The 10995-nt window shown below is 33.9% G+C and carries 13 protein-coding genes; 8 read left to right on the plus strand and 5 right to left on the minus strand.

The window, feature by feature from the left end:
• Window positions 1–75 precede the first annotated feature (75 nt).
• The 5 genes from GXZ72_01825 to GXZ72_01845 form a co-directional block, all read right to left on the minus strand.
• Window positions 76–681, minus strand: coding sequence for a DUF99 family protein (locus GXZ72_01825; protein HHT18288.1), 606 nt, complete (start codon window positions 679–681; stop codon window positions 76–78).
• Window positions 678–1016 (minus strand): DNA-directed RNA polymerase subunit L, encoded by a 339-nt coding sequence (locus tag GXZ72_01830; GenBank protein HHT18289.1) that lies wholly within the window; start codon window positions 1014–1016, stop codon window positions 678–680. Before GXZ72_01830 ends, GXZ72_01825 begins: the two co-directional genes overlap by 4 nt.
• Before the next feature lies 1 nt (window position 1017).
• Window positions 1018–1587 (minus strand): exosome complex RNA-binding protein Csl4, encoded by a 570-nt coding sequence (locus GXZ72_01835; GenBank protein HHT18290.1) that lies wholly within the window; start codon window positions 1585–1587, stop codon window positions 1018–1020.
• A gap of 557 nt (window positions 1588–2144) precedes the next feature.
• A complete protein-coding gene (gene dph2 / locus GXZ72_01840; GenBank protein HHT18291.1) occupies window positions 2145–3134 on the minus strand; it encodes a diphthamide biosynthesis enzyme Dph2 in 990 nt (329 codons plus the stop codon).
• A gap of 37 nt (window positions 3135–3171) precedes the next feature.
• Window positions 3172–3753 carry a purine phosphoribosyltransferase family protein gene (locus GXZ72_01845; GenBank protein HHT18292.1) on the minus strand — a complete coding sequence of 194 codons (582 nt, stop codon included), beginning with the start codon at window positions 3751–3753 and terminating at the stop codon, window positions 3172–3174.
• 484 nt (window positions 3754–4237) lie between these two features.
• On the opposite strand from GXZ72_01845, the gene ffh reads away from it, so the two are divergent.
• The 8 genes from ffh to GXZ72_01885 all read left to right on the plus strand — a co-directional run bounded on the left by ffh (window position 4238) and on the right by GXZ72_01885 (window position 10491).
• Window positions 4238–5569, plus strand: coding sequence for a signal recognition particle protein (gene ffh, locus GXZ72_01850; protein ID HHT18293.1), 1332 nt, complete (start codon window positions 4238–4240; stop codon window positions 5567–5569).
• Window positions 5570–5744: 175 nt separating this feature from the next.
• Complete coding sequence (locus tag GXZ72_01855) at window positions 5745–6965, plus strand: tRNA pseudouridine(54/55) synthase Pus10 (GenBank protein ID HHT18294.1); 1221 nt, start codon at window positions 5745–5747, stop codon at window positions 6963–6965.
• 328 nt (window positions 6966–7293) lie between these two features.
• Window positions 7294–7587, plus strand: a complete 294-nt coding sequence (locus GXZ72_01860; protein ID HHT18295.1) for a 50S ribosomal protein L21e — start codon at window positions 7294–7296, stop codon at window positions 7585–7587.
• Between the two features lie 5 nt (window positions 7588–7592).
• A complete protein-coding gene (locus GXZ72_01865) occupies window positions 7593–7928 on the plus strand; it encodes a DNA-directed RNA polymerase subunit F (protein ID HHT18296.1) in 336 nt (111 codons plus the stop codon).
• A 112-nt stretch (window positions 7929–8040) separates the two neighbouring features.
• Window positions 8041–8619: a DUF655 domain-containing protein gene (locus GXZ72_01870; protein ID HHT18297.1), complete on the plus strand. Its 579-nt coding sequence runs from the start codon at window positions 8041–8043 to the stop codon at window positions 8617–8619.
• A gap of 27 nt (window positions 8620–8646) precedes the next feature.
• Window positions 8647–9486, plus strand: a complete 840-nt coding sequence (locus tag GXZ72_01875; GenBank protein ID HHT18298.1) for a 16S ribosomal RNA methyltransferase A — start codon at window positions 8647–8649, stop codon at window positions 9484–9486.
• A 1-nt stretch (window position 9487) separates the two neighbouring features.
• Window positions 9488–9811: a carboxymuconolactone decarboxylase family protein gene (locus GXZ72_01880; protein ID HHT18299.1), complete on the plus strand. Its 324-nt coding sequence runs from the start codon at window positions 9488–9490 to the stop codon at window positions 9809–9811.
• A gap of 80 nt (window positions 9812–9891) precedes the next feature.
• The gene (locus tag GXZ72_01885; protein ID HHT18300.1) at window positions 9892–10491 is read left to right on the plus strand and encodes a methyltransferase; all 600 of its coding nucleotides are present in this window, start codon (window positions 9892–9894) and stop codon (window positions 10489–10491) included.
• Window positions 10492–10995: the final 504 nt, after the last annotated feature.

Raw genomic sequence — 10995 nt, forward strand, 5'->3', positions numbered from 1 at the left:
GGTTGTGAATGATATAATTTGAAGTGGAAAAAAGATTTAACACATTTTTTTTTAAATTTATTGGATTGTAATAAATTAAGCATTTCCTTTTGATTCTCCAGTTGTTATGCCGGCAGCTATGATATGAGCAACACGGATAGGTTCTGGTATTGCGCTCCTAGTTGTTGAAAGAGTAACAATCTTCTGTGCATCTTCCTTGCTGATTCCACTGGTCTGCATATATATGGAATCTTTTTTATGGATCTCATCAGTCCGGTAAATCTCTCCAGCTTCAAGAAGGCGTTTCCATCTTTTTTCCCAGTCATGAAAGTTTTTCAAAGCTTTTTTTATACTTGGCAAATCAGGATATCTGCGCATGATTACTATAACTGGCACTCCAGTTTCTTGGAATACCTTCTTGATATCAACTATATTAAATCCACCAAAGGTAATCCCATCCAGCATTATTACTCCTAGCTGATCTTGGTGTCTGGATTTGTTAACCATTTCAATAAGAGAATCAGTGGCGTCGTTGCCATCAATAGTTATGTGAGTGCTTATTACACCATCCAACCAAGTTCCTGCCCTAAAAACAGTTCCCACAAGCATGACTTGTTCGTGAGTGTGGGGGGTGAAAGGGGCATCATCAACTCCCAGAATCCTTATTTCTTGCTTAATGTTTCTGAATTTTTTTAAGTTCATTTTTTCTTTTTGGAGGTCTTCTTGGCTGATTTTTTAGTAGTTTTTGCCGATTTGACTGGTTTTTTAGTTTTTCCATCAGCATCAGATTCTATGAGTTCTTTAAACTCTTCACATCTTGATTTTATAATTTCAGCTGCATTTTGGAGGGATTTTTTAGGGTTTTTTGCTTTTATGTACAGTTTTGGCTCGCCAATAATAGGATGTTCAATAACATATGCTGCTGCTTCAACATCTTTATCTTCCATTAGAGTCTTTCTAAGGGCGTTGCATAAGGTGTGTGTCTCACCAGTAATTTCAATCTCTAATTCATTCTTTTTATCCATTATAATCTTCATATTATCCCTCATAATTTGAAGAAATGTTTCGTGTCTCTTTTCTACCACAATTAGGGCATTTAACTTCTTTTTTTCCTATTTTATTCATGAAATGTCGACAGTTGGTGCACATGGCCTTTAAGACACCAAGTTCATTTTCTGCAGTGGTTAGATCAGCATTGTCCACTCCCATGACTTTGGTAACTTTAGCTTGTATCAGATCTCCGATACGGAAATCATCAGTTAGTTTGTCCACATATCCCTTACGTGCTTGTGAAATGTGTATGGCACCTAAAAATGTGATGGGAAGACTTCTTTTACTATCTTTAATACCATCAACATCGACTAAAGCCCTTTGACCTCTAACTTCACGTATTTGTCCTAAAATCACGTCCCCCTTTTTTAAAATAGCGGGGGATTTTGTTTTGGGAACGATGGATATTTTTTTGTTTTTCTGGTCTATGCTTACTGTCCCCGCTACCAAGGACCTGATATCACCATGATCATCGTAGGTCCATTCTGACGGGAGAAACTCCTCAGTGACCCCTAATGCGTCACCAGGAAGAACGAAATCTCCGTTTTTTGTTTTCATCTAATTCACCTCATTTTAAAAAAATAAGTTTATAAAAATCAATTTTTATTCTAAAAATGTTTACTTAAGCATTCTATGAGTAATATTTACATTCTATATTATGAATTTTTTCTAATTTTTGATTAAATTAATTATAGGAGAATTATTGGGAGTATTTTTCTTAAAAACACCCCAATTACTTGTATACTTGAATTATTAAGAACTTGTGGTGATAAATAATTGTCGTGGAAATCCATCACTGTTATTTGAGTTTTAAAAGTTTATGACACTTGATAATAATATCTATTAATCTTGATCCAAACAAGTTGAGAAATTGGAATTAGTATTTGTTGTAAATTTTGTATGATTGCAGTAAATATTATTATTTTTTGTATATTTATAGAGTTCTAATGGTTTCTGTAACAGAGTTAATTATTTTGTTGTTGTGTATGATTATATTTGAAGATTTATGAGTTAACATTAAGTAGTATATAAATTGTGAGAAATTTATGATTTGTAGTATGGTTGTTAAGGTCACTTCTCATTGAAATTTGTTACGAGTTAATGATTACATTATCTTAGTATTTAATCTCATCCATCTCATAATCTTCCCAATCTCTCAGCCCCAACACAATTTCCAGTTCTTGAGGAGTTAAAAGTGGTTTTTCATACATTTTAGAATCATCTATAGCTATCCGTGGACATGCCGTCACAACAAAGGCATCTAAATCCATAAAAGGCATTAAATTTTGAGGAGTAATTTCATCTAAAATGATCAAATACGCTGACATACCCCTTTTAGTAATAATCTTCTTCAAATTTTTTGCAAGATCCCACCGAGACTGTCCTTCCTTGGAAGAGACGAGAATTCCAAATTTTTCAGCTTCAGAAGCGCGAGTAATTCTTGCAAAACGTATCCGAAGAATTTTATCAGTGAATTCATCTATATTCCTTACTTGGTTAAGATAAGGATCCGCGATTATAACAGTTTTCTGAGTGGATAACTTTATACCGAGTGGATGAAAATTGCCACTGCCCAAATAAAGGAATGCATCCACAGGTAAATCTTGAACAGATGAAAAGTTACAGCCCAAAACTTGACCTTTCAGAGTTCCTCTACCTTCCTTCATTAAAACTTTCTTTCCACTTTTCTCAAGTATTTTTGTAGCATCTTCCAGAAGGTGCAGATGCTGAGTAGTAGTAACTAAACCAATTTTTTTCTTATCTTTAAGGTATTTTAATGCTTTTTTTAATATTTGAATTGATTCTAACTGGTAATGTGCTTCTATATAAAGAATGGGAATTTTTTGATCAATTGGAAGGGGGGTGTGGCCAAAGTGGATCAGCAGATCAACGCATCCTTCCATTTCTTTGTCAGAAAGATCGCATGCACCATAACATGGATCACCCGATATTAATACTAAAGAATCGGTTTTTTCTTCGATTTCCCTAGCTAAATCAGTTGCATGGGTTTTGAGACCTTCAGGAAACTGTAAACCAACTACTTTAACCTCCATGCTCTGGATTTTATCAATAATTTCTTCTATTTTAAATTGATAATTAGTCATTGGATCCCTTTAAAAATTATAATATTAGTCGTACTTTCTAAGGACTATTTTTTCGAGCTGTAATTGCCTCTATTGTTACTTTACCCTCGATTACGTTTGCCCTTACCAGTGAATGAACTTTGATTCCTGTTTCCTTCTCCACAAATTCCTTACCTTCACCTTTTTCGATTATGGCCATTACATCAATGATGTCCGCCCCGATGTGTTTTAGTGCTTTGATTACAGCAGCCATGGTACCTCCTGTGCTCACCACATCATCCACCAAAAAAACACGATCGCCTTTTTTAATACCATTAATATATAACTCACCTTCACTGTAACCAGTAGTCTGATGGACTGCAATCTCCCCTTCCAGACCATAGGAACGTTTTCGCACGACTACAAATGGAATATCGGTGAGTAAGGAAAGTGCAGTAGCTAAGTGTATTCCCATGGCTTCCACGCACACAATTTTATCCACATTAATGTTTGCATACTGTGAAACAGCTTCAGATACTTCTTGAAGCAATTCTGAATCAACCAAAGGAATTCCATCTGTAATAGGGTTTACAAAATAGTCATAATCGCCTTTTTTAACAATAGGAGAGTTTATCAGACTTTCGACCAGTTTTTCGAACATTTCATCACACCATTAAAATATTAACATTTTTAAGTTTTGATGTATAAATAATCAATTTCAGATATTAGTTATTTTTACACGCTAGTTCAGAGTTACTTTATTTAATTTGTATTAAAAATTGATAATCAATTGAATAAATTTTAAAAAAACTGAAAAGACTAAATTACATGTTTTAACACAAAAATTCGCCCAAATATGGATTGAAAGACAAAGACGTTTACATATTACACGATCCTTATATATCTCAATATGTTATATATATCGTGTGCTAGAAGTAATTAAAATTATATTTTTATATAAATTAGAGTTTTTATGATAATAGAATTATTTCCTATGAAAAAATAAGACCCATGTATTAAAAATGGTGAATCACAACGAATAATGAATTAATTAAGGGATTAGAAATACTTCAAATCTTTATTACATATAAATGAATAATTGAATTATAATAGCTCTTTAAAGGAACTAAATCTGGTGAAATTTTATGTTAGGAAACTTAGGCAAGAATCTGACTAAAACCATGAAGAAACTTGCTGGAATGACCATAATAGATGAAGAAGTAGTTAAAGAAGTCATTAAAGATATTCAAAGAGCTTTAATCCAGTCTGACGTCAATATTAAACTTGTTTTAAATTTATCCAAAACTATTGAAGACAGAGCCTTAAACGAAGAACCTCCTAAAGGTGTTACAGCTAAAGAACATGTAATCAAAATTGTTTACGATGAATTAGTGCATCTTCTGGGAGATAAAGTTGCCGAAGTCCAAATTGAGAAGAAACCATACAAAATTCTTTTTATAGGACTGCAAGGAAGTGGTAAAACTACTACAATAGGTAAAATGAGCAAATATTTGCAAAAAAAAGGTTTTAATCCAGCGATTATATGTACCGACACGTGGAGACCTGCTGCCTTCGAACAAATTCGGCAATTCACAGAAAACCTGAATATATCACTATACGGAGACCCCAAAAATGATGACGCCTTGGATTTAGCTCGAAAAGGTTTGAAAAAACATAAAAACCAAGACATAATCATTGTAGACACTGCTGGTCGTCACAAAGAAGAAAAAGATCTTCTTAATGAAATGAAACAAATATCAGCAGTTGTTGAGCCTGACGAAGTCATGCTAGTTATTGATGGAACAATAGGCCAACAAGCCAAAGAACAAGCCCAAGCTTTTAGTAAAACCACTGAAATCGGATCAATTATCGTGACAAAGCTTGATGGGTCGGCTAAAGGAGGTGGAGCTCTTTCTGCAGTAGCAGAAATTGGAGCTCCCATTAAATTTATTGGTACTGGTGAACGCATTGATGATCTGGAAGTTTTCGATCCTGAAAGGTTTATCTCCAGATTGCTAGGTATGGGCGATATCAAAACCCTGATTGAGCGTGCCGAAGAAATAGTTGAAGAAGATGTCGATACTGAAGCCATGGACGCCATGTTAAGCGGTAAATTCACATTGAAAGATATGTACAGCCAATTTGAAATGATGAATAAAATGGGCCCAATGCAACAAGTTATGAATATGCTACCAGGCATGGGTGGAAAATTACCCAAAAACGCGTCACAAGTAACTGAAGAGAAACTAACCAAATACAAGATCCTAATGGATTCAATGACTGAAGAGGAGCTTACTCATCCCGAAATCATAAAACAATCCCGAGTTAAAAGAATATCCAGAGGCTCTGGAATGCGTAACGAAGATGTTAAAGAGCTTCTTAAATATTACCAAGTCACTAAAAAAGCAATTAAAGGCTTCGGAAAACGTAAGATGGGCGGTCCCTTGGGACAGATGATGCGTCAAATGATGCGATAACATCACCCATCACCACAAATAAGCTTAATTAACACTTTTTTGTTCATAGTTTTTACATGATTAAAAATGCAATTGCCCCAATTGTGCAATTTACCAGAAAAATACTATTTAACGAAATTTTACGTAAATACTGCTATTTGCCGCCCCATTTAAAAATATATGAGGAACATATAGAATGAATAATATCGAGTATCAAACTATTGAAATTATAAAAATTACTGATGGAAATATCTGTAATCGTTGTTTAGGTAGGAATTTCTACCCTAAAATCTCTGGAAAGAATAATCAGGAGAGAGGGCAGAATCTAAAAAATTCGTTAACCCTAGGAAAAAGCTTGCCCGAAAATAGTAAAGAATGTTTTATATGTGAAAACATCTTTGAAACTCTTACAAATGATGTAAAATACATAATCAATGAAATAAATAGTTCTAAAATCGAATTTTCAAATTTCCTTGTTGGTTGCCGTTTACCGAAAGAAATATTGGAGAAAGAAAAAACTATTTGGGACAAAACAGGCCTAATGAGTGAAAGTATAAAAAAAGAGATCAACAGAGAACTTGGTAAAGCATTAGCACTTAATATGAATAAAGAAGTAGAATTTGAGAATCCTAACTTAGTAGTGATGATGGATTATACCACCGGTAAAGTGGATCTTCAAATAAACCCACTGTTCATAGAAGGCCGATACCGTAAACTTATAAGAGGAATCCCTCAAACGAGATGGCCTTGCAGAAAATGCAGGGGTAAAGGATGCAAATTTTGCGATTTCACAGGCAAAACATACCCAGAATCAGTTGAAGAATTGATTGCTGAAAGAGTGATCCAGGTAAGCAAAGGAAAGGAATCCAGATTTCATGGTGCAGGTAGAGAAGACATTGATGTGAGAATGCTCGGTAGAGGTAGGCCCTTCGTACTAGAGATTAAAGAGCCAAAAATTCGCGATTTAAATTTGAAAGAATTAACTGAAAAAATTAATAAACATTGTCAAGGCAAAGTCGAAGTTCTTAATTTGCAACTTGTAGGAAAAGAACGTCGGAGTGGCGTAAAAGCATCTTCTACAGAAACCTCCAAGACATACCGTGCGGTGGTTGAAGTAGAAAATACCATTTCCAATGATGATTTAAAAATTCTGAGAAATTTAAAAATTATCCAGCAGAGAACACCAATTCGGGTGTCTCATCGTAGAGCAGATAAAATACGAACTCGGGAAGTAAAAGAAGTTGAATTCAAAATAATTGATTCGAATCATTTTGAACTAATAATAAATTGTGAAGGAGGATTATACATCAAAGAACTAATATCTGGGGATGAAGACCGGACAAAACCCAGTATTACCTCACTTTTAGAAAACCAAGCCACTTGTGTTGATCTGGATGTGTTAGAAGTTAATATTTAAATTGGTAATTGATAGAAAGATAGTTTTATAAACTCTAAATTATTAACATTAATTTAATCGATTTCACCGAGGATTAAGCACTGAAAGATTCACACGAATTTTATCTTAAATTAACAGGGACCCCCTTCACGGGACTGTATTATAAAGTAAATCCTAATAATCTCTGTGAATAACATATTGTGTACGTAATGACCTAATGAACATATTACAAGATGGATATATACAATCATGATGGTGTATGTTTACTGATCATTCAGAGATTAAAAAAATACTTTCGATGGACATAATTAAAAAGTTAAACCATTTCTGATGAAGTGGAGGACTAAAAATGACGCAAAGATCAAGAGGTTTTAGAAGTAAAACAAGGTACAAACTTAAAAAGAGTTTAAGAACAGGAAGAGCCAACCCCATAACAAAAAAAATCCAGACCTTCCAGGAAAATGATCTGGTTCACATAATCATTGACCCCAGTGTTCACAAAGGACAACCACACCCCCGTTTCCATGGGAAAACCGGCAAAGTGGCAGAAAAAAGGGGTCGTGCATACATTGTTGCAATAAATGATGGAAATAAGGCCAAAAAACTAATTATAAGACCTGAACATCTTAAAATACAAGAGTGATGGGGATGATTGGAAAGAAAACCCTGGATACCGATCCGATCCCTCTGGTGAATGTAAAGCCATTGCTAGAGGAACGGGAAAAACTACATGAACTAAGTTATGAGCAGAATCTGGCATTGGATCATGTCACGAAATTTTCCAAAATATCAGTGGAAAACGCCGCTAAACTGGTTTCTGAGTTAGAAGAAATAATAAAAAAGAATCAAGCCATTAAAATAGTAGATCTTATGCCTGAAGATATGAACGACATGAGACTAATTTTTGCTAAAGAAAGAGGCTCACACAAAAAAGAAGAACTTGAAAATATATTGAAAATAGTTAATAAATACCGAGAAGAATAAATCTGAGGGTAATACTTAATTTCAAGGATTATTATTCCTATTAAGATTATTCTGAGAGGAATTATTTAATCAATGATTTATATAATAAATATGCCATTGTCAGGGTGATAAAATGGAGGATTATGCGATTATTCTGGACTTTCTACCACTGGGTTATGTTAAAGAGGGATCTAACTCTTACAAACGCAAACCTGTGGCTCAAGCCATTGGTACAGAAGAATTCACCCTGTTAGAGTTAACACCTAAAGAAAATGTAAACTTGGACATTCATGAAAAGGTTTACATAGGTGCAGGACAGAGGGACAAAATCGCAAGGGTAAATCGTAGACTCCCATTTAACAAAATGACATCAACAGCCCAAATTGAGGTTAATTACGTTCTCGAAGAGATTGTAAAAAGGAAAGAAGAAAAATTCATCCGATTTTTCAATGAAGCAGGCCCAATTTCCACCAGACTACATCAAATTGAGCTTTTACCTGGAATTGGAAAAAAACACATGTGGGATATTATACAAGCACGTAAAGAAGCTCCTTTTAAGGATTTTAAAGATGTGAAAAAAAGAGTTCCCATGCTTTCTGACCCAGTGAAACTGATTGTTAAAAGAATTCAGTTGGAGTTAGAAGCTACAGAAGATCGGAAAGGTAAAAAGAAATATATCCTCTTTACTAGACCTCCTAAAAGAAAATTTTAGGCTAAAGAAAATTATTTAATAAGGGAAATGTTGGCAACAGAAACCTTTAATCTATTAAAAAAGTACCGAATACGTTTAGACAGAAAGAAAGGCCAAAATTACCTTATTAACAATCATTTTTTGTCACAGATAATTGAAAATGCTCATCTCGATCATTCTGATGTTGTGTTGGAGATAGGGGCAGGAATAGGCACTTTAACAGTCCCCCTGGCAGAAAAAGTTTCTAAAGTAGTGGCCATTGAACAAGATAAACGTATCATCCCAATTCTAAGGGAAAGACTTAATGAAAAAGACATTTCCAATGTGGAGATTTTGTTGGGTGACGCCACTAAACTTAATTTCCCCTATTTTTCTAAAGTAGTTTCTAATCTACCTTATCAAATATCATCCCCCATAACCTTCAAACTCCTCGGTTATGATTTTGATTTTGCTATTTTAATGTACCAACTTGAATTTGCCCAGAGAATGATTGCTAAACCAGGTGAATCTCATTATTCTCGACTTTCAGTTATGATGAACCTTTGCACTCAGACTGAACTTCTTTTTAAAGTTCCGAAGAACGCATTTCTACCACCTCCTAAGATTTCTTCTGCGGTTATTAAATTAACTCCTACTAGAAATCCTGATGTTGATGAATTTTTTGTCAAGACTTGCCGAGCTTTATTCCAGCATAAAAAAAAGAAATCAGGAAAGGCATTACTACAGTCATTTCATGAAATTTGTGATATGGACCTTGCCCGAAGTTCTATTCGAGATATAATTTCACAAGTAAATGGAAAATTAATTGAGGAAAGAGTTTTTAAACTAACCCCTGAAGAAATATTAGTAATTTCCAGTGAACTTGAAGATGTTTTGGAGAAGATGTAATATGAATAAAAATTCAGAAAATGATAAAAATCCCTATCAATTATTTCAGGAAGAATTTCCAGAACTGGCAGGATGTTTCAATGATTTGGTTGAGGCACAACGTTCTTTAAAGGGAATGGATGCCAAAACTAAACAATTAGCAGTTATAGCCATTCACACTGCTAATCGAAATCCAATGGGTGTGAAATTACATGTTCAGATGGCTAAAAACCAAGGTGCAACTCGTGATGAAATTTTAGGGGCAGTAATGATTAATTTACACCTATCAGGACTTTCAAATGTTTTGGAATGCCTTCCTTCAGCTATGGAAGGCTTAAAATTATAAAAATCGTTATTTAATATTTACTAAAAACTTGATAATTAGCTAAATATTTTTATTCGATAAACTATGAATGAGGCAATTTAATGTTAGAATATAAGGGAATCCATTACGAAACCCATCCCCAAGTATATGAACCTGCAGAAGATACTTTTTTATTAGCAGAAAATCTTCAAATTGAAAGAAGAGACAAGGTGCTTGAAATAGGAACTGGAACTGGGCTTATAGCAATAATAGCCTCTAAAAATTGCAGTACAGTGACAGCTACTGATGTAAATCCTTATGCCATTGATTGCGCAGTAAAAAATTTAATTGCCAATAAATCATACAATGTTGAACTAAGAAAAGGAAGTCTGTTCGAAGCAGTTGAAAATGAAAAATTCGACCTAGTACTATTTAATACACCATATTTACCCACAGATGAAGATGAAAGGGTTGGTGACGAACTTGATGATGCTTGGGATGGTGGAAATGATGGTAGAAAAATTATTGACCAGTTTTTAGAAGGTTTAAAGGACCATCTTACCCCTAATGGAAGAGTTCAACTGGTGCAATCATCTTTATCTGATATTGACAAAACAATCGAAAAATTAAATGAACAAGGATTAGAAGCATCAGTAACAGCCAGAAAAAAATGTTTCTTCGAAGAAATAGTGGTTATTACCGGAATACCAAAATCAACGTAAATTTTTTATCTTGATCCTCATGCTCAAAGAGTACACAGTGGTTTTTCATTATTTTAAAAACTTATCTACACCCGAATTTTTCCGAACTGTTCGTAAATAAACTGATTGTTCGAAAAAAAATAAATTTTTATACAACAAAGACAAAATATATCCTGAGGGGGGTTAACCACTAAAATTATGTACAATCTGCTTTGTATGGTACCATATTCTTCCAAAATAACCCCCATCTCACCCCATTAAATATTACAAAATACATTGGGAAGGAAGAGTAGATTTATTATTAATTCCAACCCGTACCACTCCATGTATTTAAATAAATATCCATCATTAAATCCAATTTAAACCCTTGTTAAGAATATTAATTCTTTTATGACTTAGGATATGATAATTATTTCATGAATGAATGACGTTTTCATGAATGAAATTAAAATTTAAAAAGTTATAACTATAGAAACACATCTCAGCCATTTTTACTGGTGGATTAATACCGCTATTGAATATCAA

The organism is Methanobacterium sp. (assembly GCA_012838205.1).
GTDB lineage: Archaea > Methanobacteriota > Methanobacteria > Methanobacteriales > Methanobacteriaceae > Methanobacterium.

What these genes read in the sequence shown, in the direction of transcription:
- GXZ72_01825 (HHT18288.1), bottom strand. Translation starts at nt 681, where the DNA reads ATGAACTTAAAAAAATTCAGAAACATTAAGCAAGAAATAAGGATTCTG.
- GXZ72_01830 (HHT18289.1), bottom strand. Translation starts at nt 1,016, where the DNA reads ATGAAGATTATAATGGATAAAAAGAATGAATTAGAGATTGAAATTACT.
- GXZ72_01835 (HHT18290.1), bottom strand. Translation starts at nt 1,587, where the DNA reads ATGAAAACAAAAAACGGAGATTTCGTTCTTCCTGGTGACGCATTAGGG.
- dph2 (HHT18291.1), bottom strand. Translation starts at nt 3,134, where the DNA reads ATGACTAATTATCAATTTAAAATAGAAGAAATTATTGATAAAATCCAG.
- GXZ72_01845 (HHT18292.1), bottom strand. Translation starts at nt 3,753, where the DNA reads ATGTTCGAAAAACTGGTCGAAAGTCTGATAAACTCTCCTATTGTTAAA.
- ffh (HHT18293.1), top strand. Translation starts at nt 4,238, where the DNA reads ATGTTAGGAAACTTAGGCAAGAATCTGACTAAAACCATGAAGAAACTT.
- GXZ72_01855 (HHT18294.1), top strand. Translation starts at nt 5,745, where the DNA reads ATGAATAATATCGAGTATCAAACTATTGAAATTATAAAAATTACTGAT.
- GXZ72_01860 (HHT18295.1), top strand. Translation starts at nt 7,294, where the DNA reads ATGACGCAAAGATCAAGAGGTTTTAGAAGTAAAACAAGGTACAAACTT.
- GXZ72_01865 (HHT18296.1), top strand. Translation starts at nt 7,593, where the DNA reads ATGATTGGAAAGAAAACCCTGGATACCGATCCGATCCCTCTGGTGAAT.
- GXZ72_01870 (HHT18297.1), top strand. Translation starts at nt 8,041, where the DNA reads ATGGAGGATTATGCGATTATTCTGGACTTTCTACCACTGGGTTATGTT.
- GXZ72_01875 (HHT18298.1), top strand. Translation starts at nt 8,647, where the DNA reads ATGTTGGCAACAGAAACCTTTAATCTATTAAAAAAGTACCGAATACGT.
- GXZ72_01880 (HHT18299.1), top strand. Translation starts at nt 9,488, where the DNA reads ATGAATAAAAATTCAGAAAATGATAAAAATCCCTATCAATTATTTCAG.
- GXZ72_01885 (HHT18300.1), top strand. Translation starts at nt 9,892, where the DNA reads ATGTTAGAATATAAGGGAATCCATTACGAAACCCATCCCCAAGTATAT.